General features: G+C 66.4%; 21 protein-coding genes. 11 read left to right on the top strand and 10 right to left on the bottom strand.

Features of this window, described 5'->3' with window-relative positions; translation table 11 throughout:
• Positions 1–50 precede the first annotated feature (50 nt).
• Genes JNL31_RS07705 through xdhA form a run of 4 tightly spaced genes read right to left on the bottom strand, consistent with a single transcriptional unit; the run spans position 51 to position 6420 of the window.
• Positions 51–1604 (bottom strand): ABC transporter ATP-binding protein, encoded by a 1554-nt coding sequence (locus JNL31_RS07705; protein WP_294971893.1) that lies wholly within the window; start codon positions 1602–1604, stop codon positions 51–53.
• Positions 1564–2637 (bottom strand): xanthine dehydrogenase accessory protein XdhC, encoded by a 1074-nt coding sequence (gene xdhC, locus JNL31_RS07700; protein ID WP_294971891.1) that lies wholly within the window; start codon positions 2635–2637, stop codon positions 1564–1566. Before xdhC ends, JNL31_RS07705 begins: the two co-directional genes overlap by 41 nt.
• Positions 2630–5050 carry a xanthine dehydrogenase molybdopterin binding subunit gene (xdhB, locus tag JNL31_RS07695; RefSeq protein WP_294971888.1) on the bottom strand — a complete coding sequence of 807 codons (2421 nt, stop codon included), beginning with the start codon at positions 5048–5050 and terminating at the stop codon, positions 2630–2632. The genes xdhC and xdhB overlap by 8 nt, the downstream gene beginning before the upstream one ends.
• Entirely contained in the window at positions 5047–6420 is a 1374-nt protein-coding gene (xdhA, locus tag JNL31_RS07690; RefSeq protein ID WP_294971886.1) for a xanthine dehydrogenase small subunit, read from the bottom strand. Before xdhA ends, xdhB begins: the two co-directional genes overlap by 4 nt.
• Positions 6421–6718: 298 nt before the next feature.
• On the opposite strand from xdhA, the gene JNL31_RS07685 reads away from it, so the two are divergent.
• The 4 genes from JNL31_RS07685 to JNL31_RS07670 all read left to right on the top strand — a co-directional run bounded on the left by JNL31_RS07685 (position 6719) and on the right by JNL31_RS07670 (position 13176).
• Positions 6719–7255 (top strand): DUF2269 family protein, encoded by a 537-nt coding sequence (locus tag JNL31_RS07685; protein ID WP_294971884.1) that lies wholly within the window; start codon positions 6719–6721, stop codon positions 7253–7255.
• Positions 7256–7297: 42 nt separating this feature from the next.
• Positions 7298–10756 (top strand): DNA polymerase III subunit alpha, encoded by a 3459-nt coding sequence (dnaE, locus tag JNL31_RS07680; protein ID WP_294971882.1) that lies wholly within the window; start codon positions 7298–7300, stop codon positions 10754–10756.
• A complete protein-coding gene (locus JNL31_RS07675; RefSeq protein ID WP_294971880.1) occupies positions 10756–12285 on the top strand; it encodes a phosphatidylserine/phosphatidylglycerophosphate/cardiolipin synthase family protein in 1530 nt (509 codons plus the stop codon). Before dnaE ends, JNL31_RS07675 begins: the two co-directional genes overlap by 1 nt.
• A gap of 66 nt (positions 12286–12351) precedes the next feature.
• Entirely contained in the window at positions 12352–13176 is an 825-nt protein-coding gene (locus tag JNL31_RS07670; protein WP_294971879.1) for a ParB N-terminal domain-containing protein, read from the top strand.
• Between the two features lie 75 nt (positions 13177–13251).
• Here JNL31_RS07670 and JNL31_RS07665 read toward each other — a convergent pair whose 3' ends face one another.
• The 3 genes from JNL31_RS07665 to JNL31_RS07655 form a co-directional block, all read right to left on the bottom strand.
• Positions 13252–13806, bottom strand: a complete 555-nt coding sequence (locus JNL31_RS07665) for a hypothetical protein (RefSeq protein WP_294971876.1) — start codon at positions 13804–13806, stop codon at positions 13252–13254.
• Positions 13807–13912: 106 nt separating this feature from the next.
• Positions 13913–15031: a phage minor head protein gene (locus JNL31_RS07660; RefSeq protein WP_294971873.1), complete on the bottom strand. Its 1119-nt coding sequence runs from the start codon at positions 15029–15031 to the stop codon at positions 13913–13915.
• A gap of 209 nt (positions 15032–15240) precedes the next feature.
• The gene (locus JNL31_RS07655) at positions 15241–15438 is read right to left on the bottom strand and encodes a SlyX family protein (protein WP_294971871.1); all 198 of its coding nucleotides are present in this window, start codon (positions 15436–15438) and stop codon (positions 15241–15243) included.
• Positions 15439–15508: 70 nt separating this feature from the next.
• Here JNL31_RS07655 and hisS point away from each other — a divergent pair, with 70 nt between their 5' ends.
• Genes hisS through hisG form a run of 3 tightly spaced genes read left to right on the top strand, consistent with a single transcriptional unit; the run spans position 15509 to position 18770 of the window.
• Positions 15509–16981: a histidine--tRNA ligase gene (gene hisS, locus JNL31_RS07650; RefSeq protein WP_294971869.1), complete on the top strand. Its 1473-nt coding sequence runs from the start codon at positions 15509–15511 to the stop codon at positions 16979–16981.
• Entirely contained in the window at positions 16978–18075 is a 1098-nt protein-coding gene (locus tag JNL31_RS07645) for an ATP phosphoribosyltransferase regulatory subunit (protein ID WP_294971866.1), read from the top strand. Before hisS ends, JNL31_RS07645 begins: the two co-directional genes overlap by 4 nt.
• Positions 18072–18770: an ATP phosphoribosyltransferase gene (gene hisG / locus JNL31_RS07640; protein ID WP_294971863.1), complete on the top strand. Its 699-nt coding sequence runs from the start codon at positions 18072–18074 to the stop codon at positions 18768–18770. Before JNL31_RS07645 ends, hisG begins: the two co-directional genes overlap by 4 nt.
• Before the next feature lie 24 nt (positions 18771–18794).
• On the opposite strand, the gene JNL31_RS07635 is transcribed toward hisG, so the two are convergent.
• Together JNL31_RS07635 and JNL31_RS07630 are read right to left on the bottom strand one after the other, a co-directional pair.
• Positions 18795–19652, bottom strand: coding sequence for a DMT family transporter (locus JNL31_RS07635; protein ID WP_294971860.1), 858 nt, complete (start codon positions 19650–19652; stop codon positions 18795–18797).
• Positions 19653–19704: 52 nt separating this feature from the next.
• Positions 19705–20127: a DUF1489 domain-containing protein gene (locus JNL31_RS07630; RefSeq protein WP_294971858.1), complete on the bottom strand. Its 423-nt coding sequence runs from the start codon at positions 20125–20127 to the stop codon at positions 19705–19707.
• Positions 20128–20238: 111 nt separating this feature from the next.
• Between JNL31_RS07630 and JNL31_RS07625 the strand changes: the two genes are divergently transcribed.
• The 3 genes from JNL31_RS07625 (at position 20239) to JNL31_RS19140 (ending at position 23073) form a co-directional block, all read left to right on the top strand.
• Complete coding sequence (locus tag JNL31_RS07625) at positions 20239–22509, top strand: adenosylcobalamin-dependent ribonucleoside-diphosphate reductase (protein ID WP_294971855.1); 2271 nt, start codon at positions 20239–20241, stop codon at positions 22507–22509.
• 113 nt (positions 22510–22622) lie between these two features.
• On the top strand, positions 22623–22880 hold the full coding sequence (locus JNL31_RS07620; RefSeq protein ID WP_294971852.1) for a DUF1902 domain-containing protein: 258 nt from the start codon (positions 22623–22625) through the stop codon (positions 22878–22880).
• Position 22881: 1 nt separating this feature from the next.
• On the top strand, positions 22882–23073 hold the full coding sequence (locus tag JNL31_RS19140) for a type II toxin-antitoxin system HicA family toxin (protein WP_366928929.1): 192 nt from the start codon (positions 22882–22884) through the stop codon (positions 23071–23073).
• On the opposite strand, the gene JNL31_RS07615 is transcribed toward JNL31_RS19140, so the two are convergent.
• Positions 23070–23990, bottom strand: a complete 921-nt coding sequence (locus tag JNL31_RS07615) for an NAD(P)-dependent oxidoreductase (RefSeq protein WP_366928933.1) — start codon at positions 23988–23990, stop codon at positions 23070–23072. The genes JNL31_RS19140 and JNL31_RS07615 overlap by 4 nt on opposite strands.
• Positions 23991–24056: 66 nt before the next feature.
• Between JNL31_RS07615 and JNL31_RS07610 the strand changes: the two genes are divergently transcribed.
• The gene (locus tag JNL31_RS07610; RefSeq protein WP_294971845.1) at positions 24057–25046 is read left to right on the top strand and encodes an MDR family oxidoreductase; all 990 of its coding nucleotides are present in this window, start codon (positions 24057–24059) and stop codon (positions 25044–25046) included.
• Positions 25047–25241: the final 195 nt, after the last annotated feature.

Here is a 25241-nt window from a genome sequence, read left to right as displayed (position 1 = left end):
GCCAAATTCCTTCGAAGGAATTTGCAAAACGCATCGAAGAGTTTTGGCCCCTATCCCACATGATGCGCGACCTCCATCCCGTGGGCGCCGCCCATCATCAGCCCGATCTGGTCCATCGTCAGCCCCTCCGTCGGCCTTGGCTTGGTCAGCCGCCCCTCGTTCAGCACGGCAAAGCTGTCCGACACTTCCAGCAGTTCATCCAGGTCCTGGCTGATCACCACCACCGCCGCGCCTTCGCCCGCCCGGTCGAGGATCGACTGCCGGATCGAGGCCGCCGCCGCCGCGTCCACCCCCCAGGTCGGCTGGTTGATGACGATGACCGAAGCCCCTTGCATCAGCTCGCGCCCCATCAGGAACTTCTGCAAATTCCCTCCCGACAAGGCCCGCGCCGCCACGTCCGGCCCCGGTGTCCGCACGTCATAGGCGGCGATGATTTCCTCGGCGAACCTGCGCGTCTCCGCCCAGTCCACGAAGCCGTTCCTCACCAGCCCCTTGCGCACCCCCGCCGTCAGGAAAGCGTTCTCCACCAGCGACATGTCCGGCGCCGCCGCATGGCCATAGCGATCCTCCGGCGCCGCCACGAGGCCCGCCTTCCGCCGCTCCACCGGCCCCAGATCGCCGACCGCATGGCTCGCCACCCGCACCTTGTCCGGCGCCGCTTTCAGCTCGCCGGATAATGCGAGCAAAAGCTCGTCTTGTCCGTTCCCCGCCACTCCTGCGATGCCCAGAACCTCGCCCTTGGCCACGGTGAAGCTGATCCCCTTCAGCGAGGTGCCGAACGGAATGGGCGAGGCCGCCGAAAGATCGCTGACCCCCAGCGCCACCTCGCCCTTTTCCGCCACCCGCCGCTCCGGCGTCTTGAGGGTCGCCCCGACCATCAGCTCCGCCATCTCCCGCGCCGTCCGTTCCCGAGGCGTGCAGGTCGCCACCACCTTGCCCCGCCGCAGGATCGTCGCCGCGTCGCAAAGGCTGCGGATTTCCTCAAGTTTATGAGAAATATACAGGATCGCCGTCCCCTCCGACGACAACTGCCGCAGCGTCTTGAACAGGATCTCCACCTCCTGCGGCGTCAGCACGGATGTCGGCTCGTCCATGATCAGAAGCTTCGGGTCCTGGAGCAGGCACCGGATGATCTCAACCCGCTGCCGCTCCCCGGCGCTGAGGTCGCCGACCATCCGGCTGGGGTCCAGCGGCAGCCCGTATTCCTCGGACACCGCCCTGATCCGCGCGGAAAGCTCCCGCATCTGCGGCGGGTTCTCCATGCCCAAGGCGACGTTCTCCGCCACGTTCAGCGCCTCGAAGAGGCTGAAATGCTGGAACACCATCGCCACGCCCAGCCGCCGCGCCTCAGCCGGCTTGCCCGGCTGATAGGCCGCCCCCCGCAGGGTCATCTGGCCAGAGTCGGGCCGGATCAGACCATAGATCATCTTGACCATGGTCGACTTGCCCGCCCCGTTCTCGCCCAGAAGCGCGTGAATCTCCCCCTCGCCGATGGCAAAGGAGACGTCGCTGTTCGCCACCACGCCCGGATAGGCCTTGGTGATCCCCTCGATGCGCAACAGCTCAGGCCTGACGCCCCCGCCGTGTGTTTCCGTCCCTGTCATCCGCGATCTCCGTCTCGGATTTGTGTTTGTTCTTCAGCAGTTGCAACCCCACACCGATGGCGATGGCCTGCGGATGCTTGCCCAGGCTCACGTCCCCGATGGGGCAGGTAATTCGGTTGATCTCCACGCCGGAATGCCCCAGCGCCGCCAGCCGCGACCGGAACCGCGCCCATTTCGTCGCACTGCCGATCAGCCCCAGCCAGCAGAACCCCCGACCCAGAAGCCGGTGGCACAGTTCCAGGTCCAGCGCATGGCTATAGGTCACGACCAGATGCTCCGCCGATACCGGCACATGCGCCACCAGAGCCTCGGGCGCAGCCGCCCAGACCGGCGTCACCCCGTCCGGGATCGCCTCGGGAAACCGCTCCGGCCCGGTATCGACCCAGGTGATCGCGATCCCCGGCAGCGGCGCCAGCACCGCCACCAGCGCCCGACCCACATGCCCCGCACCCCAGACCCAGACCTGCCGCTCCGCCTCCATGACCGGCTCGACCAGCCAGCCCTGCACCAGCCCCGGCTCCGGCCGCATCCCTTGCCCCCGCGCCGCCACCAGAATGCGCTTCACCGCCAGCGGCATGGTCCCCGGCCCGCGCGCGACCACGCCCGCCACCGCCTCCGGAGCCGCGTCGAAAACCTCGGTCCACAACGTCACCGCTCCGCCGCAGCACTGGCCGATGGACGGACCAAGGGCGATCCGCTCGACGCGAGCCCCCCCACCCCATCCCTCCCCCACAGAGGGGGGAGGGGGCCTGTCGCGCCCGTCAACTTCTGTCACGCTTCCAGCGAAGCGACTCCCTCCCCCCGCGTGGGGGAGGGATGGGGTGGGGGGGAGCGACACTAGCCAAGCCCGCGCCCGCAACACCGCCTCGAACTCCAGCGCCCCGCCGCCGATCGTCCCGGACTGGCCCTGATCCCAGACCAGCATCGCCGCCCCCACCTCGCGCGGGCTTGACCCGTCATGCGCGGCGATCACCACCCGCGCCACCCGGCCATGGGCAGCCAAAGCCTGCGACAAGGCGGAAAGGTCAAACACCTTCAACCCTCCTGACCGCCATCAGCACCCGCTCCGCCGTCGCCGGAGCGTCCAGCGCCGGGTAGACCGTTCCATCCCCGCAAGCCGCTACGGCATCCGACAACGCATAAAGCGCCGAGATGCCCAGCATGAACGGCGGCTCGCCCACCGCCTTCGACTTGCCGACCGAGTCCTCCCGGTTCGGCTTGCCCCACAGCTTCACCCGGAAATCCCGCGGCCGGTCGGAACAGGCCGGGATCTTGTAGGTCGACGGCGCATGCGTCGCCAGCCGCCCCTTGCCGTCCCAGACCAGCTCTTCCGTGGTCAGCCACCCGGCTCCCTGTACATAGGCGCCCTCGACCTGCCCGATATCCAAAGCCGGGTTCAAGGACGTCCCCGTGTCATGCAGCAAATCCGCCCGCAAAATCCGGTTCTCGCCGGTCAGCCGGTCGATCACCACTTCCGTCACCGCCGCGCCATAGGCGAAATAGAAGAACGGCCGCCCGGTCCCCTTCACCCGGTCCCAGACGATCTTCGGCGTCGCATAATAGCCGGTCGAGGACAGCGAGACCCGCGCCTGATAGGCCCAGGCCACCACCTGCTCCCAACCGTAGCTCTCGCCCGCGACCTTCACCGTCCCGTCCGCGAAGGTCACCGCCGAAGGCTGCACCTGATGCCTCTCGGCCATGAACTCCGCCAGCCGCCCGCGAATGGTCTCCGCCGCCGCCTTGGCCGCCATCCCGTTCAGGTCGGACCCCGACGAGGCCGCCGTGGCGCTGGTGTTCGGCACCTTCCCGGTATCCGTCGCGGTGATCTTCACCCTGTCCGCATCAAGGCCAAAGACCGAGGCCGTCACCTGCGCCACCTTCTGGAACAGCCCCTGTCCCATCTCGGTCCCGCCGTGGTTCAAGGCGACCGAGCCGTCCTGATAGACATGCACCAGCGCCCCCGCCTGGTTCAGCCAGGTCAGCGTGAAGGAAATCCCGAACTTCACCGGCGTCAGCGCGATCCCCCGTTTCAGGACCTTCGACCCGGCGTTCCAGCGGGCAATCTCCGCCTTCCGCGCCGCATAACCGCTGGTGCGCTCCAGCTCCGCCACCAGCTCATGCCCGATGAAATCCTCCACCGGCATGTGATAGGGCGTCGTCTGCACCGCCCCATCCGCAGGCAGGTCATGCGACCCCACCGGCAACGCCGCGCCCCGAGAGGTCAGGTCGACCTCTCCACCCTTGGAGCTTCCTTCAGCTTTCATACTGGCCGAAATATCCCCGCCGGAGGCATCCGCACTCGCCATCCCGCGATAGAAGTTGGCCTTGCGCACCTCCAGCGGCTCCCGCCCGACCGCAAAGGCGACGTGGTCGAGAACCCGCTCGATCCCGATCATCCCCTGCGGCCCGCCAAAGCCGCGATAGGCCGTGGCGCTACAGGTGTTGGTCTTCAGCCGGTGGCTCTCGATCCGCACATGCGCCAGGTGATAGCAGTTGTCGGCATGTAGCATCGCCCGGTCGGCCACCGGCAGCGACAAGTCCTGCGACCAGCCGCAGCGGAACAGATGGGTGAACTCCAGACCCAGAATCCGCCCCTGATCATCCACCCCCGCGCGATACAGGATGCGCAGGTCATGCCGCTTCCCCGTGATCACCATGTCGTCATCCCGGTCGTATCTCATCCGGCACGGGCACCCGGTCAGCCGCGCCGCCACCGCACAGGCGATGGCCAGCGCGTTGCCCTGGGATTCCTTGCCCCCGAATCCCCCGCCCATCCGGCGCACTTCCACCCGCACCGAGGACATCGGCAGGTGCAGCGCATGCGCCACCTTGTGCTGCACTTCGGTCGGATGCTGGGTCGAGGAATGGACGACCATGTCGCCCCCCTCCTGCGGGATCGCCGCCGCGACCTGGCCCTCCAGGTAGAAATGCTCCTGCCCGCCGACCTCGAACGACCCTTCCACCACGCGGGGCGCCCCGGCAATCGCTGTCGCCGCATCGCCCTTCGCCCAGATCACCGGCCCGCCCTCGAACCGGCTGTCCGCCGCCAGCGCCGCGTCCACCGTCAGCAGCGCGGGCAGTTCGCGACAGGTGATCTTCCCCAGCCGCGCCGCCTTCCGCGCCGCAAGATGGCTGTCGGCGATGACCAGAAACACCGGCTGGCCGACGTAATGCACCGTCCCCATCGCCAGCAAAGGCTCGTCATGCATCGAAGGCGAGCAGTCCGGCATGTCCGGCAAATCCTCCGCCGACAGCACCGCCACCACCCCCGGGGCCGCCCGCACCGCCGACAGGTCCAGCGAAGTGATCTCGCCATGCGCGACCGTCGACAGGCCAAAGGCCAGGTGCAGCGCATTCGCCGGGAAAGACAGGTCGTCGATATACCGCGCCTGCCCGGTCACATGCAGCGGCGCCGCATCATGCGGCAGGGGCTTGCCCATGCTCATGCCGACACCTCCAGCACCGAGACCGCCGTCCCGTTCAGGTCATGGAAATAGCGCCGCAGCAGGTTTTGCGCGGTCAGCATCCGGTAGCCCGCCGACGCCCGCATGTCGGTCATCGGCGTGAAATCCCCCGCCATCGCCTCTGCCGCCGCGTTCACCACGGCTTCGGTCCAGTCCTTGCCGACCAGCGCCGCCTCGGCCAGCGAGGCCCGCTTCGGCACCCCGGCCATGCCGCCAAAGGCGATCCGGGCCTCGCTCACGCGGCCGCCCTCGACCGTCACATTGAAACACCCGCAGACCGCCGAGATATCCTGATCGAACCGCTTGGAAATCTTGTAGCAGCGGAGCGCCGGGGCCCGCTCCGGGAAGGACACGCCCGCCACGAACTCGCCCGGTTTCCGGTCCTGCTTGCGGTATTCGATGAAAAAGTCCTCCAGCGGCATCGACCGCATCTCGTCACCGCGCCGCAGATGCAGCGTGGCCCCGAGGGCAATCAGCGCCGGCGGCCCGTCGCCGATGGGCGAGCCATTGGCGATGTTCCCGCCAATCGTCGCCGCGTTCCGCACCTGCACCGACGCATAGCGCCGCAGCATCTCGCCGAAGGACGGCAAGCGCTCCGCCACCGCCTCGCGCAGGGCGTTGATGGTCACGCAGGCACCGACATGCAACTGCCCGCCCCGCGCCTCGATCCCCTGCAAGTCGCGGACCCCGTTCAGGAACGCCACCGGCGTCAACTCCCGCAGTTGCTTCGTCACCCAAAGCCCCACGTCCGTCGCGCCCGCCACCAGCACGGCGTCGGGGTTCGCCAGATACCACTCGGCCAAGGCATCCGAATCCTCCGGCCGGAACGCCCCCGCCTCGCCCGCCGCAAACTCCGCCACCGAAGCGCGGTCCGCGACCATCCACTCCGGCACGGCCTCGCCCGAAGCCGCCTCCGCCGCCCGGACAATCGGCGCATAGCCGGTGCAGCGGCAGAGGTTCCCCGCCAGCTGGTCGTCGTGGTCGGTCGCCCCGTTCAGATGCGCCACCGCCATCGACACGACGAAGCCCGGCGTGCAAAAGCCGCATTGCGACCCATGATGCGACACCATCGCCGCCTGAACGGGATGCATCTCGCCCTTGGGCCCGGAGATCCCCTCGACCGTCCTGACCGCCTTGCCGTGCAACTGCGGCAGGAACAGGATGCAGGCGTTCAGCGCCTTCGACCCCGAAGCGTCCGTCACCATCACGGTGCAGGCCCCGCAGTCGCCCTCGTTGCAGCCTTCCTTGGTCCCGGTCAGGCCGCCAGACCGCAGCCAATCGAGGAGCGTCCGCGTCGGGGCCTCCGCCTCGACACGAACCGGCGTTCCGTTCAACAGAAACGCTACAGTCATCCGTCTGTCCGCCGCGGTCTCCCCGGTTGGAGCACTTTGCGTGGTCGCCCGATGCGGCGTAAAGCGACCCACGCGCCCCTTCTTCTGGTTATCACTCCATCAAGAAGGCCGAACCGATTCAAGGCAAGAACAAACTCTTCCGGAAAAGGCGAAGCTCTTTGAAGGATTTGCCGAAATTTCCGGCGAAACCGATCGATTTCGCAAGCTGACGTTAAGGTAAGGCATCCCTTACTCGCCGCCCCCGACGGCTGCGACTATACGCCACATACCGTTAGCATACATACAAATGGATTTTCCCATGGACTTCGCAACTCTCCTGAAATTCGCCCATGTTTTCGCCGCCATCCTCTGGGTCGGCGGCGGTTTCACCGTGATCATCGCGGGCATCGTGCTGCAAGGCCGCGCCAGTGCCGACACGCAACTCGCCGTGGTCCGCGCCACCGTCCTCCTGGCCCCGCGCCTCTTCATCCCCGCCTCGGTCTTCACGCTGGCCTCCGGCGTGACGCTCCTCTTCGTCGCAGGCTGGGGCTGGCAACCCTTCACCGTCCTCGGGCTCGCGGGCGTCATCTTCACCGCAGGCTTCGGCACCTTCGTCCTCGGCCCCTCCTGCGAGAAGGCCGTCAAGACAGCAGACGCCTGGGGCGCCACCTCCGCCCTGCCGATCCTGCGCCGCACCCAGCGGCTTGCGATGATCGACTATGCCGTCCAGTTCGCCATCGTCTTCCTGATGGTGGCCAAGCCCGGCTGGAGCGACCTTGCCGTCTTCGGCGGCATCGGCTCGGTCATCGCGCTCGCCGTCCTCGCCGCGCTGCGCCCCGTACCGCGCACCGCCTGAGAAACCCTTCACAGCACGCGCCGGGCCGGATAACCCTTGTCCATGCCCGGCGCACACCCCCGATTCATCCACCTCCGCACCCATACCGAACACTCGCTCCTCGAAGGCGCGGTACCGGTGAAGAAGCTGGTCGATCTCTGCGTAAAGTCGCGGATGCCCGCCGTCGCCGTGACCGACACCAACAACATGTTCGCGGCACTGGAGTTCTCCGTCACTGCAATGGGGGCCGGGGTCCAGCCCATCCTCGGCTGCCAGATCAGCATCGCCCACGACCCCGCCCAACCGGGCGAGAAGCCCCGCCTGCCCGCACCCATCGTCCTCCTCGCCCAGAACGAACTGGGCTACATGAACCTGATGCGGCTCAACACCCGGCTTTACATCGACGGGTCGATGACCGGCTCCGCCAACCTGCCGCAGGTCACCCTCGACGAACTTGCCCAGAACGCAGAGGGCTTGATCTGCCTCACCGGAGGCCCCGAAGGCCCGCTTGGCCGCTTCCATGCCACCGGCCAGCAGGCCAAGGCCCGCGCGATCCTCGAAAGGCTCGCGGAAATCTACCCCGACCGTCTTTACGTCGAACTCCAGCGCCACCCCGGCCCCGGCGGCGCCCTGCCCGAACACGAATCCCTCGCCGAACGCGGCGCCATCGACCTCGCCTATGAACTGAACCTGCCCATCGTCGCCACCAACGACGTCTACTTCCCGAAGGCTGACCTCTTTGAGGCCCACGACGCCCTGATCTGCATCGCCGAAGGCGCCTATGTCGACCAGCAGCAGCCCCGCCGCCGCCTGACCCCGCAGCACTATTTCAAGTCCGAAGCCGAGATGGCCGCCCTCTTCGCCGACCTGCCCGAGGCGCTGGAGAACACCGTCGAGATCGCCAAGCGCTGCGCCTATGCCGCCGCGAAACGCAAGCCGATCCTGCCGAAATTCGCCGATGACGAGGTCCACGAACTCCGTCGTCAGGCGAACGAAGGCCTGCAAGCCCGCCTGAAAGTCATCCCCCATTCCGCCACGCCCGAGGAATACCAGGAGCGCCTCGATTTCGAGCTGTCGATCATCGAGAAGATGGGTTTCCCCGGCTATTTCCTGATCGTGGCCGACTTCATCAAATGGGCCAAGGACCACAACATCCCCGTCGGCCCCGGCCGCGGCTCGGGCGCCGGTTCGCTCGTCGCCTATGCGCTGACGATCACCGACCTCGACCCCCTGCGTTACGCCCTTCTCTTCGAACGCTTCCTGAACCCCGAACGCGTCTCGATGCCCGACTTCGACATCGACTTCTGCATGGACCGCCGGGAAGAGGTGATCACCTACGTCCAAGGGAAATACGGGGCCGACAAGGTCGCCCAGATCATCACCTTCGGCGCTTTGCTGTCCAAGGCCGCCGTCCGCGATGTGGGCCGCGTCTTGCAGATGTCCTACGGCCACGTCGACAAGTTGTCCAAGATGATCCCGGTCGAAGGCGTCAAACCCGTCTCGATCACCAAGGCGCTGGCCGACGAACCCCGCCTGCGCGAGGCCGCGAAGGAAGAGGTCGTCGGCCGCCTCCTCGACTACGCCGCCCAGATCGAAGGCCTCTACCGCAACGCCTCGACCCACGCCGCAGGCGTGGTGATCGGCGACCGCCCGCTTGACCAGTTGGTGCCGCTCTACCGCGACCCGCGCTCGACCATGCCTGCCACCCAGTTCAACATGAAATGGGTCGAGGCCGCCGGTCTGGTGAAGTTCGACTTCCTCGGCCTGAAGACCCTGACCGTGATCCAGAACGCGATGGACCTCCTGAAGCTGCGGGGGATCGAGTTCGACATCAACCTGATCCCGCTCGACGACAAGCCCAGCTACGACCTCTACGCCAGCGCCAAGACGGTGGCGGTGTTCCAGGTGGAAAGCTCCGGCATGATGGACGCGCTGCGGCGCATGAAGCCCACCTGCATCGAGGACATCGTGGCGCTCGTGGCCCTCTACCGTCCCGGCCCGATGGAGAACATTCCGACCTATTGCGAGGTCAAGAACGGCCAGCGCGACCTTGAGTCGATCCACCCGACCATCGACCACATCTTGGCCGAAACCCAAGGCATCATCGTCTATCAGGAACAGGTGATGCAGATCGCCCAGGTCATGGGCGGCTATTCCCTTGGCGGCGCCGACCTCCTCCGCCGCGCGATGGGCAAGAAGATCGCCGAAGAGATGGCGAAGGAACGCCCGAAGTTCATCGAGGGCTGCAAGGCCACCCACAACATCGACGCGAAAAAGGCGGGCGAGGTCTTCGACCTCCTCGAAAAATTCGCCAACTACGGCTTCAACAAGTCGCACGCCGCCGCCTATGCCGTGGTCAGCTACCAGACCGCCTATCTCAAGGCCAACTACCCCGCCGAATTCATGGCGGCGGTGATGAACTGCGATATCCATCTCACCGACAAGCTCGCCGTCTACAAGCGTGAGGTCGACAAGCTGGGCCTGAAGACGGTGCCGCCTTCCGTCAACGACTCCCTCGCCACCTTCACAGTCCGCGATGGGGCCATCGTCTATGGCCTCGGCGCGCTGAAGAATGTCGGCGTCGATGCGATGCAGCTGATCGTGCAGGCCCGCCAAATCGAAGGCCGCGACAAACCCTTCGCCACCCTTTTCGACTTCGCCCGCCGGGTCGACCTGAAACGCATCGGCAAGCGACCCCTCGAAATGCTCGCTCGCGCCGGATGCTTCGACCAGCTCGACCCCAACCGCGCCCGTGTGTTCGAGGCGCTGGATTCCCTCGGCGCCTATTCCGCCGCGATTCATGAGGCCGCTTCGTCCGCCCAGAACTCGCTCTTCGGCAGCGCTGGGGCGGACATCCCGGAACCCCGCCTGCCATTCCGCGACGACTGGCTGCCGGTGGAACGTCTGGCCCAGGAACATCAGGCCATCGGCTTCTATCTCTCCGGCCACCCGCTGGATGACTACATGTCCGCGCTGCGCAAGAAGGGCGTCGAAACCCTCGCGCAAGTCACCGCGAAAGCCGCAAACGGCCCTTGCATCGCCAAGCTGGCGGGCAGTGTGTCATCAAGACAGGAACGCAAGTCCGCGCGCGGCAACCGCTTCGCCTTCGTCCAGCTTTCCGACCCGACCGGGCTTTACGAAGTCACCTGCTTCTCCGAGGTGCTGGAAGCCTCGCGCGATCACCTCGACGCAGGCTCGAACGTCGTCCTCACCGTCAAGGCCGAGCTTGAAGGCGACAGTCTCAAGCTCCTCGCGCAAGGCATAACCCCCATCGATGCCGCCACCGCCACCGCAGGCGCCCAAGACCTCCGCATCCACCTTGCCAGGCCCGAGGCCGTGCCGTCCCTCGCCTCCCTCCTCGCCAAGGTTGAAGGCCGCACCCGCGCCGCCATCACCCTCTGCGTCACAGACGCCGAAGGCCGCGAGATCGACATCGACCTTCCCGGTCAATACCCCGTCACGCCGCAGATCAAGGGCGCGATCAAGGCCGTGCAGGGCGTCCTCGCGGTGGAGGAAATCTGATGCGCCGCCTTGTGGTCATCCTTGTCCTTCTTGTGGTGGCGCTCGCCCTGGCCCGTTACCTTTTGCGCCTGCCCTCGAACGAGGGGCGGACCGAAACCCACGCCCTAGCCCCTGACCCGCAGACCGCGCTCGGCCGGTCCCTCCTGCCACAGGGCGCCACCCATCCCGGGCTCAGCGGCATCCGTCCGCTCTGGCCGGGGATCGAGGCCTATGCCGCGCGCATGGTGCTGGCCCGCGCCGCCGAACAGTCGATCGATGCCCGCTACTACATCTGGCAGCGCGACAGCACCGGCCTCTCCCTCCTGCATGAGTTGAAGGCCGCCGCCGACCGTGGCGTCCGCGTCAGGCTTCTGGTCGATGACAACGGCACCCCCGACCTCGATGCCGAACTTGCCGCCCTGAACATCCTGCCGACCGTCGAGGTCCGCGTCTTCAACCCCTTCTCCCTGCGCTCGCCCCGCGCCCTGTCCTATCCGCTGGATTTCCCCCGCATCAACCGGCGCATGCACAACAAGTCCTTCACCGTCGACGGCGTCGCCACCATCGTCGGCGGTCGCAACATCGGCGACATCTATTTCGCCCGCGATACCGAGGTGCAGTATTCCGACTTCGACGTCCTCGCCACCGGTGCCGTCGTCGACCCTGTCGCCCGGGATTTCGACGCCTACTGGAACAGCGCCAGCGCCTATCCGCACGAGCTTCTCGTCACCCCGCCCTCCGACCTCGCCGCCCTCGACACCGCCTCCGCCGAAGCCCAGGCCGACCCCGACACCGCCACCTATGCCCAGTCGGTCAGCGACAGCCGCCTGGTGCAGGACATGCTCGCCAAGACCCTCGCCCTCGACTGGGTCCCCGTCACCCTGCTCTCCGACGATCCGCGCAAGGCGCTCGGCGAGGCCCCCGCCGGCACCCTTGTCGCCACTGCCCTCGGCCCGCTCGTCGGCCAGGCCCGGCAGTCCATCGACGTGATCTCCGCCTATTTCGTCCCCGGCCGCGAGGGCACCGAACGCCTCGCCTATGCCGCCCGCCAGGGCCTCCGCGTCCGCATCCTGACGAACAGCCTCGAGGCCACCGACGTCCTCCCCGTCCACGCCGCCTACGGCAAGTACCGCCAGCCCCTCCTCTCCTCCGGCGTCCAGATCTACGAACTCCGCCGCACCCCCCGCACCGAGGAGGAACGCAAGGCCCTGGGCCTCCTCGGCAGCTCCGGCGCCAGCCTGCATGCCAAGGTCTTCGCCATCGACCGCCGCGCCGTCTTCGTCGGCTCCTTCAACTTCGACCCCCGCTCCGTCTGGCTGAACTGCGAGATGGGCTTCTGGATCGAAAGCCCCGCCCTCGCCACCACCATCAGCGACGCGCTCGACCGTGGCGCCGCCACCACCTGGCAGGTCGGCCTCGGCCCCGCAGGCGACCTCACCTGGACCGGCACCGACAGCGCCATCCCCCTCGGCGACGAACCCGGCACCACCGCCTTCAAGCGCGCCGCCCTCGCCCTCCTCGCCCGCCTGCCCGTCGAGTGGATGATGTAACCGCCCGCTCCCCTTACCCCGCCTTAACCCCGCCGCGCTTCCCTCCCGCCAAAGGAGAACAGCGCCATGGACCCCCTCCACCACCTCCCCCTCACCGAAATCGCCCCCCACGCCCTCCTCCGCGACCGCACCGCCCTCGACCCTGCCGCCCTCCACCTCCTCCAGCACTCCATCGCCACCGAGGGCCTCCGCACCCCCATCGAGGTCTGGCAGCTCTCCACCCCGAAGGACGGCCACCGCTACGGCCTCATCTCCGGCCTCCGCCGCCTCACCGCAGCCCGTGCCCTCGGCCACCCCACGATCCCCGCCTTCCTCCGCGCCCCCCAGACCATCGCCCAGGCTCTCGCCAGCATGGTGACGGAAAACGAAATCCGCGAACCCGTCACCCCGTGGGAGAAGGCCACTCTCATCCTCAACGCCATCGCCGAGGGCCATTTCGACACCCCCGACACTGCCATCGCCGCCCTCTTCCCCAGCACTCCCCGCACCACCCGCACCCGCATCCGCAACCATGTGAGCGTCGCCGAAGCCCTCGCCCCCCTCCTCACCGAGCCCTCCAGCCTCACCATCCGCCAGCTCGACACCCTCGCCGCCGCGCTCCAGTCCGGCCACGAGGACCTCCTCACCGCCACCCTCCACTCCGTCATGGGCCAGTCGGCCGAGACCCAATGGTCCACTCTCAGCCCGGTCCTCATGGATGTGTTGCGAGAGCCCACCAACCCCACCACCCGCCGCCCCCGGAGGCTCCTGAAGCTCCGCCAGAGCCTGACGATCACGCGGGAGGCCTGCCACGGCGGCTACCTCCTCCGCTTCACCGGCCCGCAGGCGAAGAGCCCCGGACTGATCGACGATGTGCTGGACAAGGTGGAGGAGTGGTTCGGCGGGGAGTGAGTGCGGTCAGGCGAAGACAAGACTTCGCCAATCAAGGGGATTGTCAGAACACCGATCATTCGGCGATCTGGCCAGTCAATTCAATCGGGGGAAAATATCCAGCACCCGGCCTTTGCTGTCGCTCCAGACAACGCCGAACACAAAGCCGGGCCGCCCCTCATAGCTATCCATGACGGCAATGTACTTTCTGTCTCCATCAACCAAAAACAAGTGAAAGTGCATGCTATAATCCCCCCATTCGCTTTCATCAGGCGCTGAGAGTGCGCAGAGGTCTCGATGGTTGCACCCGACTGTAGAACCATTCTGCCGGGTCAGGACATCGCCCGGGAAGGCAAGCTGCCCGGGCAAGGTTTCAAAGAATTCCCTTATCCTCCAGACTACCCCTTCATCCAACTTGTCTGCATCTTCCAACACCGCAACCATCGCGCCCGCATCCACTTGTCCCAACGCCCAGCATTCGACCTTGATTCGTGTGATGACCGAATAGATGCGCTGGCTGTTGTCATATGCTGGTTCGGCGCCTTTCGGGATGGCCAATAGCTCCTCGCAGCTGCCGATCCCCCGAACATAGGCCTCGACGCCCAGGTTTTCGCGGTGTCGGATTTCTCCGACAGTCTTGTGCTCAAGCATGGGGAGATAAACGAGGTCCAAGAAATTGGGACCCACATGGATGACTGCCTCCTCTGCAACGGCGGGCAAAGTCGAACCGAGAGAGATCAGGATAGGTAGCGAAACTCTATAGCTCCACCGCATCCATGAGCAGACCGAAAACAAACTCATTCCTTTCATCCGCAATGCGCTCCCTGTGCGATTCCGCCGCCGCCTTTTCCCAGTCTTCATCTTGGATTGCCTGACAGAACTTCGGAAACTTGCCGCGCAAACCACCCATACCCAGGTTGTAGCTCATGTCCCAAAGCGCTATCTGCACCGACTCCGGGTAGTTCCCGAAATAGGGGAAAACCCTTAACAGGGCGTCAAAATCTCCCCGCATATGATCGACTACGAGTCGATCTATCTCTGCTTGAGGAAGATAAAGGCTTGTAAACTCGCGATAGTATCCTGCTGCGATCTTCTCTGAACCAGCCATTGTGTCGATCAGCCCAAACTCAGCCCGTATTTCCTCGTCCGTTGCGGGGTTGTCTGTTTCCCGGTTCCGAAACCCCAATGCCGCCGCGGCGTCCGCCGACGCCAGCACCGTTCCTATGCCCACGGTCACATTGTCTTCGGAATCGAGATACATGTAGTCGATGCTATCCTCCAGCCCGGGGGCTTCAAAAGCAAAGGCGTCAACTGACGGCTTTACACGTTCCCAATATCCCTCGATCCCCAAGGCTCGCGCATAGCACCTGCACCCGAAATCCTCCGAAGGATGTCCGCCCTCGGGCGGATCGTCCCAACGGAAAACCTTATCGTCCCGCTCCGCATGTCCCTCCCGGACCCGCTTGTCGTTCTGCGTGGTCCAGACATAGAAGTCGATCCCCATCGCCTCCTGCTGGACCCGGTTGAGGAAACCGAACAGCACCGCAAGCGCCCGCTGCCGGCCTTCCGCATCCTCCAGCGTGAAGCCTTCGCGCGTCATCGCGTCCGCAACTTCGGCAACTGCCTCGGCGCGAAGTGTCTCTTGGTCAAGGTCCGAAAGACCGGCAGCAGAAAATTCGAATGGCTTGGTCTTCAGGATAGCTTGCGAGGTCGCGCCGAAGGACTGGTTCCAGTTCTCATCGACCCAGTCGCGAACCGCGTCGGCCTGTGCAGAAGCGTCCTCCTTGAATTCTAGAGTTGCTCGATTGCCAAGGGTCAAGACAAACGTCTTGGTTCCTCCGTTGCGGATGAAGCTTTCAAAGCAAGAGCGGCACATGGGACCTCCGGGTTCGCCACAGGAAACCCGACGGTGCTTTTCATTGTGTGAACTCGGCGGTCAAAGCGGCCGACTTCTGCACCCAAGCCCAGCGAAAGGTGCCGTCGATCCATCGCGGACGCTGCGGCCATTTCCTAAGATCTGGTAAATGTCCGCGACCAAGTCATTGATTTCATTGCTTCGAAAAATCTGTCCACCGTGGACACCCCTCACCAGTGAGGCGGGCGGACGTTCGCTTCCGGGGTCTCCCCCCGCAGGGCCTCCTCCTCCGCCGCCCGCTCCATCAGAAGCCGAACCCGCCGCTCCAGCCCCGCGATCTCGGTTGCCTGCCGGGCCACTACGTCCGACAGGTCCTCCACCGCCCGGATCAGGTGGGCCACCTTCTCTTCCAGATCGACCGTACCCATCCCCGCCCCCGCTTGCCGCCTCTCCCCCCTTCCGATACACGGGCGGCGATCAAAAGCGAAGGTCCTCCCCATGGCCGACAAGCCCCCCCGCCGCCCCCGCGCCGAGACCCCGAAGGGATTCCGGGACTATTTCGGGGCCGAGGTCACCGAACGGAAAGCCATGCTCGACCGCATCGCCGGGGTCTACCACCGCTACGGGTTCGACCCGCTGGAGACCTCGGCGGTCGAGACGGTCGAGGCCCTCGGCAAGTTCCTCCCCGACGTCGACCGCCCCAACGAGGGCGTCTTCGCCTGGCAGGACGAGGATGCCGATTGGCTGGCCCTGAGATACGACCTCACCGCCCCCCTCGCCCGCGTCGCCGCCCAGTACCGCAACGACCTCCCCAGCCCCTACCGCAGGTACGCGATGGGGCCGGTCTGGCGGAACGAGAAACCCGGCCCCGGCCGCTTCCGCCAGTTCTACCAGTGCGACGCCGATACGGTGGGGTCGGGGTCCGTCGCCGCCGACGCAGAAATCTGCGCCATGCTGGCCGACTGCCTGGAAGAGGTCGGCATCCCGAGGGGTGACTACCTGGTGAAGGTGAACAACCGGAAGGTCCTGAACGGCGTGATGGAAGTCGCGGGGCTGGCCGGAGACGATAGGGAAGCCGAACGCGGCATCGTCTTGCGGGCCATCGACAAGATCGACCGCCTGGGGCCGGAGGGAGTGCGGGCGCTCCTGGGCGAGGGCCGGAAGGATGAAAGCGGCGACTTCACCAAGGGGGCCGGGCTGTCGGCAGAGCAGGCCGAGGTGGTGATGGGGTTCACCACGGCCAAGCGCGATACCGGGGCCGAGACGGTGGCCCGGCTTCGCGAACTGGTGGGAGCCTCGGCTGTCGGGGCTGAAGGGGTGGCCGAGCTGGAAGGGATAGCAGCGCTTCTGGAAGCCCAAGGCTACGGCCCGGACCGGATCGTACTGGACCCCGGCGTGGTGCGGGGGCTGGGCTACTATACCGGGCCGGTCTATGAGGCGGAGCTGACTTTCGAGATCCTTGACGAGAAGGGCCGCAAGCGGCAGTTCGGCTCGGTCGCCGGGGGCGGGCGGTATGACGGGCTGGTGAAGCGGTTCACCGGGCAGGACGTGCCCGCGACCGGCATCTCGATCGGGGTCGACCGGCTGTTGGCGGCCCTCCGCGCCAAGGGGCGCAGCACTGGAGATACGGCGGGGCCGGTCGTCGTGACGGTGATGGATCGCGACCGGATGACGGATTACATGGCGATGGTCGGAGAGCTGCGGTCGGCGGGCATCCGGGCGGAGGTCTATCTGGGCAATCCGAAGAACTTCGGCAACCAGCTCAAATACGCTGACAAGCGGCAGTCGCCGGTGGCGGTGATCCAGGGTGGCAACGAGGCTGACAATGGCAGCGTGATCCTGAAGGACCTGATCCTTGGCGCGAAGATCGCGGAAAGCGCGACGCTGGAGGAATGGAAGGACCGGCCCGCGCAGGTCGAGGTGCCCAGGGCCGAGCTTGTGGCTGCTGTCAGAAAGATGCTTGGCCAATGACCCCCAAGGCCGCGATCCGGGCCGAGGGCGAGCGCCTGATGGCGGGCTTCGTTGCAGCGGGGGCGGTGCCGGTCGAGGCCGACATCCTGCAACCGGCTGGGACGCTCCTGGACCTTTACGGCGAGGACATTCGCGCACGGGCCTATGTGACGGACGATCCCGTAAGGGGCGAGATGATGCTGCGGCCGGATTTCACCGTGCCGGTGGTGCAGGCGCATATGGCGCATGGGGCGGAGCCTGCGCGCTATGCCTATCTGGGCGAGGTGTTCCGCAAGCAGGCGCGGGGGTCGGGGCGGGCCAGCGAATATCTGCAGGTGGGCTATGAGGTCTTCGACCGCACCTCTCCCGAGGCGGCAGATGCCGAGGTCTTCGCGCTGTTCCGCGACCTCCTGAGCGGGCTGGACCTGCGGCCCGTCACCGGCGACATCGGCATCCTGATGGCCGCGGTCCGGGGGCTGGAGACGACCGAGCGGCGGAAGGCGGCGCTGTTGCGGCATGTCTGGCGGCCAGTGCGGTTCAAGGCGCTCCTGGACCGGTTCGCCGGTCGGGCGCCGGTCCCGGCGGGGCGGCTCGCGCTGCTGGAACGGCTGAAGGCGGGCTCGCCTGCACAGCTGATCGAGGAGGCGGGCAGCTTCGTCGGATTGCGCGGGCCCGAAGAGATTGCGGCGCGGGCCGAGGCGTTGGTGGCCGATGCCGGGACGCCGCCGATCAAGGCGACCGAAGCGGCGCTCCTCTATGACCTCCTCAGCCTGGAGGCCCCGGCGGCCCATGCGCTGAGTCACCTGCGCGGGATCGCCCCGATGCTTCCTGCGATTGCTCCGGCGGTGGACCGTTTCGCGGCCCGGCTGGAGGCGCTTGCGGCGAAGGGGGTCGATGTCTCAACTCTGGCTTTCGAGGCGAGTCATGGCAGGACCGCGCTCGAATATTATGATGGCTTCGTCTTCAGCTTCCTGAAGGACGGGATGCCCCCCGTTGCCAGTGGCGGCAGGTATGACGCCTTGACGGCGGTGCTTGGCGCGGGGGCCTTCATTCCGGCGGTTGGCGGCGTGATCCGGCCGGGACTTGTCGCGCGGCTGAAGGGGGCGGTGGCATGATCCGGGTGGGAGTGCCCTCCAAGGGGCGGCTGATGCAGGATTGCTTCGACTGGTTCGGTTCGCGCGGGGTCGTCATGCGGCGGGCGGGGTCCGACCGGGAATATTCCGGGGTGATCGAAGGGGTCGCGGGCGCGGTGCCGGTGCTTCTTTCGGCGGGGGAGATTCCGCGCGAGCTGGCGGCGGGGCGCATTCATCTGGGGGTCACGGGCTCGGACCTTGTCCGCGAGCAGTTGGGCGAGGACGAAGTGGCCGAAGTGGCGCGATTGGGCTTCGGCCAGGCCGATCTGGTGATCGCGGTGCCGAATGTCTGGATCGACGTCGAGACGGTCGATGACCTCGACGCGGCGGCGGCGGCGTTCCGCAAGGCGCATGGCCACCGCTTGAGGATTGCCACCAAGTATCACCGGCTGGTGCGCGACTTCCTGCAGGCGCAGGGCGTGGCGGATTATCAGCTGGTCGACAGCCAGGGCGCGACCGAGGGCACGGTGCTGAACGGGACTGCCGAGGCGATCGCCGACATCACCTCGTCGGGGGAAACTTTGCGGGCGAACCACCTGCGCATCCTGTCGGACGGGCTGATCCATCAGAGCGAGGCGGTGCTGTGGGCCAGCCGGGTGGCGGAGTGGTCGGCGGAAGACCGGCTGGTCTATGCCGGGCTTGCTGCGAAGCTGGGGGTTGCCGGGGCGCCGTTTTGAAAGGGCGGTGGGTTGGCACCCACCCTACTTTCGCGCCAGCGTGACGCCGATCCCGGCCAGCGCCATCCCGGCCCAGGCGAGGGGCGGCATCGCCTCGCCCAAGAGCGGCCAGGCGAAGAGCGCCGAAAGCGGCGGGACGAGGTAGAATAGCGCCGAGACGCGGGCGACCTCTCCGGCGCGGATCATGGCCAGCAGGAGCGTGATCGCCACCAGCGAGTTGCCGATCACCAGATAGGCGAGGACGCCGAACAGTTCCGGCGTCCAGTCGGCCTGCATCCCCTCAGTTGCAAGCGCGAGGGGCAGGGTGAAGGCGGCACCGACGGCATACTGGATCAGGTTCGCGGGGATCGGATGGGTCGCGGTGCCATGGCGCTTTTCGTAGAGCGTGGCGGCGGTCATGCCGATCAGGCCACCCACGGCGGCGAGAAGGCCGAGCGGCGGCTCATGCGCGATGCCGGAGCGGGCGAGGATCACGGTGAGGGCGCCGGTCAGGCCGAGGGCGAGGCCGATCCAGCGGAGGCGGCCGACGCTTTCGCCGACCAGTGAAGGGGCGATCAGGCTGACGAGGATCGGTTGCAGGCAGACGATGATGGCGACGCCCCCCGCCGAGACGCCGGACTTGAAGGCGATGTAGCAGAGGCCGAAATAGGCGACCTGGATGAAGAAGCCGGTGACGGCGATGTGCCAGGCGGCGCGACTGTTCGGGAAGGTCGGCTTCAGCAGCGGGATCAGCGGCAGGAGGACGAGGACGGCGATCAGGTAGCGGAGCGCGAGGAGCGTGAAGGGTCCGGCGTGCAGGAGGCCGATCTTGGCGATGGCGAACCCGGCCGACCAGAGGAGCAGGAAGATAACCGGAGCGGCGAGGAGAAGCGGGCGGGACATGGGCGCGGTTGTCGCCGGTTTTGCGGGCAAGGGCCAGTGGTCTTGTCGGCAGCTAGTGCAGCCCGAGTTCGGCGAGCGCCTGGGCCAGCGCAGGCGGCAGGATGTCGTCCTTGGTGCGGACTTTCGCCAGGTCGCGGGGCGAGTCCTTCGGGTCCAGGTAGCGCCAGCCCTGGAAGGGGCGTCGGGGGGCAGCTTCGGTGCGGATGACTTCCTGGTCCAGCACCAGGGCGCAGCGCGGGATGCCGTCGCCGAGGTTCACCTCCTGCAGGTCCAGGATGCGCTGGCGGCAGAGGACGACGCCCTTGATCACCCAGTAGAGCGAGCCGCCGTCCAGCACCTCGGCCGCGCGCTTCGGCCACATGCGGGTGACGTGGATCGCCCGGCCCTCGGGCCAGTGCGGGCGCTGGCTGGTCTGCCAGTCCGTGAGATCCTCGACCGAGTCGGCCCCGACGCAGAGTTTCAGGATGTTGATCATGGGCCGATCATAGGGCTTGCGACGGGGGCTTCAAGTTGACCCGAGGGGGGCAGGGGCGTATCTTGGGCCCTTCGCCACGGTTATCCACAAGAGACAGAGAGATTCGCCCCGATGTCGCGTTTCGACACCCCTATCGCCGAGCAGATCTGGGACATGAAGTACCGCTTCAAGGAAGCGGACGGGACACCCATCGACGGTTCGGTCGAGGACAGCTGGCGGCGGATCGCGCGGGCCTTGGCCGAGGTGGAGAAGGACACGGCGAAGTGGGAGGCGGAGTTCTACGCGGCGCTTGAGGGGTTCAGGTTCCTTCCCGCCGGGCGGATCACGGCTGGGGCGGGGACGGGGCGGCAGGTAACGCTCTTCAACTGCTTCGTCATGGGCACGATCCCTGACACGATGGTCGGCATCTTCGACAGCCTGAAGGAAGCCGCGCTGACGATGCAGCAGGGCGGTGGGATCGGCTATGACTTCTCGACCATCCGCCCGCGCGGGGCCGAGGTGAAGGGGGTGGCGGCGGATGCGAGCGGGCCCTTGTCGTTCATGGATGTCTGGGATGCGATGTGCCGGACGATCATGTCGGCGGGATCACGGCGCGGCGCGATGATGGCGACGATGCGCTGCGACCACCCCGACATCGAGGCTTTCATCGAGGCCAAGAAGGACCCGGCGCGCCTGCGCATGTTCAACCTGTCGGTGCTGGTGACGGATGCCTTCATGGCGGCGGTCAAGGCGGATGGGCCGTGGGAGCTGGTGTTCGGTGGCCGCGTCTACAAGACGGTCGAGGCGCGCGACCTGTGGAACCGGATCATGCGGTCGACCTTCGACTATGCCGAACCCGGGGTGATCTTCATCGACCGCATCAACGCGATGAACAACCTTGGCTATGCTGAGACCATCGCCGCGACCAACCCCTGCGGCGAGCAGCCCCTGCCGCCCTATGGCGCCTGCCTGCTGGGGTCGATCAACCTGGCCCGGCTGGTTAGGGATGCCTTCGAGGCACATTCCTCGATGGATATGGCGGCGCTGGACCATCTGGTGCGGGTCGCGGTGCGGATGATGGACAATGTGGTCGATGCCTCGCGCTTTCCGCTGCCGGAGCAGGCGGCCGAGGCGCAGGCGAAGCGGCGGATCGGGCTGGGGGTCACGGGGCTGGCGGATGCGCTGCTGATGGTCGGCCTGCGCTACGGGTCGGAGGAAGCGGCGAAAGTCACGGAAATCTGGATGCACGCCATCGCGCGGGCGGCCTATCTGGCCTCGGTCGATCTGGCGAAGGAGAAAGGGGCGTTTCCGTTGTTCGAGGCGAAAGGGTATCTCGCCTCGGGCAACATGGTGCAGATGGACAAGGATGTGCGCGAGGCGATCCGCAAGCACGGCATCCGCAACGCGCTCCTGACCTCGGTTGCCCCGACTGGGACGATCTCGCTATATGCGGGGAACGTGTCTTCCGGGATCGAGCCGGTCTTCGCCTATGCCTACACCCGGAAGGTCCTGCAGAAGGACGGCTCGCGGACCGAGGAGGAAGTGGTCGACTACGCGGTGCGGTTGTGGCGGCAGAAGTTCGGCGACGCGCCGCTGCCGGAGCATTTCGTGAACGCCCAGACCCTGCCGCCCTTGGATCACGTCCGGATGCAGGCGGCAGCGCAGAAATGGGTGGATTCGTCGATCTCGAAGACCATCAACTGCCCGCCCGACATCAGCTTTGACGCCTTCAAGGAGGTCTACATGGCCGCCTGGGATCAGGGCTGCAAGGGCTGCACCACCTATCGCCCGAACGAGGTGACGGGCTCGGTGCTGACCGTCAGCGAGAAGGCCGATACCCCCGCCGCGGCCCAGCCGGTGACGGGGGGCGAAGTGGTCTATCTCTCGGAGCCTCTGGACCGGCCTGCCGCCCTGGAGGGGCAGACCTACAAGGTGAAATGGCCGGGCTCGGAACACGCGCTTTACATCACGATCAACGACATCGTGACGGCGGGGCACCGGCGGCCGTTCGAGGTGTTCATCAACTCCAAGAACATGGAGCATTTCGCCTGGACCGTGGCGCTGACCCGGATGATCTCGGCGGTGTTCCGGCGCGGCGGGGATATCTCCTTTGTGGTCGAGGAGCTGAAAGCCGTCTTCGACCCCCGCGGCGGGGCCTGGATGGAGGGGCGCTACATCCCCTCGATCCTCGCGGCCATCGGCGGGGTGATCGAGCGCCACCTGATCGACATCGGCTTCATCGAGGGCGAGGGGCTGGGGCTGAAGTCCGACCCCAAGGCCGAGGTGCTGCGGGTGGGCGAGGCCCCGAGGGGGAAGGCCTGCCCGTCCTGCGGGAGCTATGATTTGCGGATGGTGGAGGGGTGCCTGACCTGCGGGTCCTGCGGACATTCGAAGTGCGGGTGAGGGGCGGGTCGGCAACGCATTGCTAACCTTCCTGTTGCATCCCGGACAAACGGGGCCATATCTTGGCCCAAGTCCTGCAGGAAACTGCGGGCAGCGGTCTGGGAGCCTAACTGATGAAACCCCTTGAGTTCTATGTCAGGGCCGTCTGGGACGCCGAGGCCGGAGTCTGGGTTTCGGAGAGCGACATCATTGGCCTGCACGTTGAGGCCGCGACGCTAGAGGAATTTGAAGCAGCCGCCGCCGAGCTTGGTCCGCAGTTGATCGTGGAAAACCATATCACCAAGCGCGACCTTGCGCAGCGGTCGCTGTCCGAGCTGATCCCCTGGATCAGGTTCCGCGCACCGCAGACCGGCGGCGCTGCGGCAGCCTGACGTGGTCAAGGGTTACTACGACGAGGTCGTGCGCCTGTTACGAGAAGCGGGTTATTACCACGACGGCGGATCAAAGCATCAGAAATGGTGCCACGACGACGGTAGGCCGACAGTGACGGTTCCTCACAAGATTCTCAGCCGACATACGGCGAATGGCATCCTTAAGGATGCAGGTATCTCCACGAAACTCTAGCGCGTCACCCCATTCGCCCTTGCGACAATATCCGTCAAGTGGGGCACATAGTCCTCCGGCCCCGCTCCTCCCTGCGCCACGGCCCCGGCGAAGCTGTTCTTTGCCGCACTCGCCATCGTGGTGGTGACGGTGGCGGCGTTGGCCATCGACTCCAGATAGCGCAGGTCTTTGTAGGCGTTCGAAAGGGTGAAGCGGTGAGCCTCGCGGTTGCCTTCGAGGGCATAGCCCATGAAGGTCTGGTAGAAGCCGCAGTCCATCCGGCCGCCACGGATCACGGAATCGAAGGTGGCGGTGGAGATGCCGACCTTGTTCGCCAAGGCCAGCGCCTCGGCATAGATTGCGGCGTAACCGAGCGAGAGGAAGTTGTTCAGCAGCTTCATCCGGTGGCCGTCGCCGACCCGGCCGATATGGACGATCTTCGCGGCCCAGGTTGCGATGACGGGCTGGATGCGGGCGAAGATGGCGTCGTCGGCCCCGACCATGCAGTCGAGCGTACCCTCCCAGGCCTCTTTCGGGGTGCGGGAGAGTGGGGCGTCGGCGAAGTGGACTTTTCGGGTCGCAAGGTCGGCGGCGAGGCGGGTGGTGACGGTGGGGTCAGAGGTGGAGCAGTCGACGATCACCGTGCCGGGTTTGAGGTGCGGGGCCATGCGGGCAACGGCTTCGGAGACCTGCGGCGAGCCGGGGAGGGTGAGGAAGATGATGGTGGAGCTTGCAGCGAGGTCTTCCAGTGAGGCCTCGATCGCGCCCCTGCCGACCAGGTCATCCACGGCTTCGCGGTTGCGGTGGGCGGTGACGGTCAGGGGGTAGCCCTTCGTCACGATGTTCTTTGCCATGCCGTGGCCCATCAGGCCCAAGCCTGCGAAGCCGATCCGTTCCTGGGTCATTGTGGTCTCCCGTTTGTCGGCAGAGTGCGGCAGTGGCCTCGGGTTGACAATCCGTGGGAGGCGAGGCGCAGTGGGGGTGGTTCGACAGGGAGGTCCGACATGTTCCGCGCGCTGGTTCTGGAGAAGGAAAGCGACGCAGCCGTGGCCCGGCTGCGGGAACTTGAGGACAGCGCGCTTCCGCCGGGGGATGTGACCGTGGCGGTCGAGTACTCCACGCTGAACTACAAGGACGGGCTGGCGCTGTCTTCGACCGGCGGGGGGATCGTCAGGGCCTGGCCGCATGTGGCGGGGATCGACTTTGCCGGGACGGTCGAGGCTTCGGACGATGCCCGCTACAAGCCAGGTGACAAGGTGGTGCTGACCGGCTGGCGGGTGGGGGAGGTCCACTGGGGCGGCTATGCCCAGAAGGCGCGGGTCCGGGCGGACTGGCTGGTGCCGCTGCCCTCGGGCCTGACGACAAGGCAGGCGATGGCCGTGGGGACGGCGGGGTTCACGGCGATGCTGGCGGTGATGGCGCTGGAGGAGCATGGGCTGACCCCGGCGAAGGGCGAGGTGCTGGTGACGGGGGCTGCGGGGGGCGTGGGGTCGGTGGCGGTCGCGATCCTGGCGAAGCTTGGCTATCAGGTGGCGGCGGTGACGGGGCGGCCGGAGACGGAGGGGTATCTGAAGGGCCTCGGCGCGTCGCGTATCGTGCCGCGCGCGGAGCTGGCCGAAACGGTGAAGCGGCCCTTGGAGAGCGAGACCTGGGCTGCTTGCGTCGATGCCGTGGGCGGCGCGATGCTGGCGCGCGTGCTGGGGCAGATGAAATACGGCGGCTCGGTCGCGGCGGTGGGGCTGGCGGGGGGGGCTGCGCTGCCCGCCAGCGTGATACCGTTTCTGTTGCGGGGGGTGAACTTGCTGGGGATCGATTCCGTGACGGTTCCCTATGAACGGCGGGTGCGGGCCTGGGGGCGGATCATCACCGACCTGCCGATGGGGAAGCTGGAGGCGATGGTGCGGCCGGCGGTGCTTGCCGACCTGCCAGCTCTCGGGGCGGCGATCCTGAAGGGAGAGGTGCAGGGTCGGGTGGTGGTGGATGTAAACGGGTGAGATGTGTCCACGGTGGACATTTTCGATTCTGATAGTTTTTTCAATAGGTTGTTCGCGGACGTTCAGACTTGGTTAACTCAAGTTCCAACTGCAACACTTTTGGCGGCGAGAGCGATTTCTTCGGCGAGGGCTTGGGTGGGGGTTTTCCATCCGAGGGTTTTGCGGGGGCGGTCGTTCATGAGTTTGGCGATGTGG

The organism is Tabrizicola sp. (genome assembly GCF_016792905.1).
Taxonomy (GTDB): domain Bacteria; phylum Pseudomonadota; class Alphaproteobacteria; order Rhodobacterales; family Rhodobacteraceae; genus Tabrizicola.
This window is presented reverse-complemented; position numbering and strand designations above follow the sequence as displayed.

What these genes read in the sequence shown, in the direction of transcription:
- JNL31_RS07705 (WP_294971893.1), bottom strand. Translation starts at nt 1,604, where the DNA reads ATGACAGGGACGGAAACACACGGCGGGGGCGTCAGGCCTGAGCTGTTG.
- JNL31_RS07630 (WP_294971858.1), bottom strand. Translation starts at nt 20,127, where the DNA reads ATGATCAACATCCTGAAACTCTGCGTCGGGGCCGACTCGGTCGAGGAT.
- dnaE (WP_294971882.1), top strand. Translation starts at nt 7,298, where the DNA reads ATGCCCGGCGCACACCCCCGATTCATCCACCTCCGCACCCATACCGAA.
- xdhB (WP_294971888.1), bottom strand. Translation starts at nt 5,050, where the DNA reads ATGAGCATGGGCAAGCCCCTGCCGCATGATGCGGCGCCGCTGCATGTG.
- JNL31_RS07635 (WP_294971860.1), bottom strand. Translation starts at nt 19,652, where the DNA reads ATGTCCCGCCCGCTTCTCCTCGCCGCTCCGGTTATCTTCCTGCTCCTC.
- JNL31_RS07625 (WP_294971855.1), top strand. Translation starts at nt 20,239, where the DNA reads ATGTCGCGTTTCGACACCCCTATCGCCGAGCAGATCTGGGACATGAAG.
- JNL31_RS07670 (WP_294971879.1), top strand. Translation starts at nt 12,352, where the DNA reads ATGGACCCCCTCCACCACCTCCCCCTCACCGAAATCGCCCCCCACGCC.
- JNL31_RS07645 (WP_294971866.1), top strand. Translation starts at nt 16,978, where the DNA reads ATGACCCCCAAGGCCGCGATCCGGGCCGAGGGCGAGCGCCTGATGGCG.
- JNL31_RS07660 (WP_294971873.1), bottom strand. Translation starts at nt 15,031, where the DNA reads ATGTGCCGCTCTTGCTTTGAAAGCTTCATCCGCAACGGAGGAACCAAG.
- JNL31_RS07655 (WP_294971871.1), bottom strand. Translation starts at nt 15,438, where the DNA reads ATGGGTACGGTCGATCTGGAAGAGAAGGTGGCCCACCTGATCCGGGCG.
- hisS (WP_294971869.1), top strand. Translation starts at nt 15,509, where the DNA reads ATGGCCGACAAGCCCCCCCGCCGCCCCCGCGCCGAGACCCCGAAGGGA.
- JNL31_RS07610 (WP_294971845.1), top strand. Translation starts at nt 24,057, where the DNA reads ATGTTCCGCGCGCTGGTTCTGGAGAAGGAAAGCGACGCAGCCGTGGCC.
- xdhA (WP_294971886.1), bottom strand. Translation starts at nt 6,420, where the DNA reads ATGACTGTAGCGTTTCTGTTGAACGGAACGCCGGTTCGTGTCGAGGCG.
- JNL31_RS07665 (WP_294971876.1), bottom strand. Translation starts at nt 13,806, where the DNA reads ATGCTTGAGCACAAGACTGTCGGAGAAATCCGACACCGCGAAAACCTG.
- JNL31_RS07685 (WP_294971884.1), top strand. Translation starts at nt 6,719, where the DNA reads ATGGACTTCGCAACTCTCCTGAAATTCGCCCATGTTTTCGCCGCCATC.
- JNL31_RS07675 (WP_294971880.1), top strand. Translation starts at nt 10,756, where the DNA reads ATGCGCCGCCTTGTGGTCATCCTTGTCCTTCTTGTGGTGGCGCTCGCC.
- JNL31_RS07620 (WP_294971852.1), top strand. Translation starts at nt 22,623, where the DNA reads ATGAAACCCCTTGAGTTCTATGTCAGGGCCGTCTGGGACGCCGAGGCC.
- hisG (WP_294971863.1), top strand. Translation starts at nt 18,072, where the DNA reads ATGATCCGGGTGGGAGTGCCCTCCAAGGGGCGGCTGATGCAGGATTGC.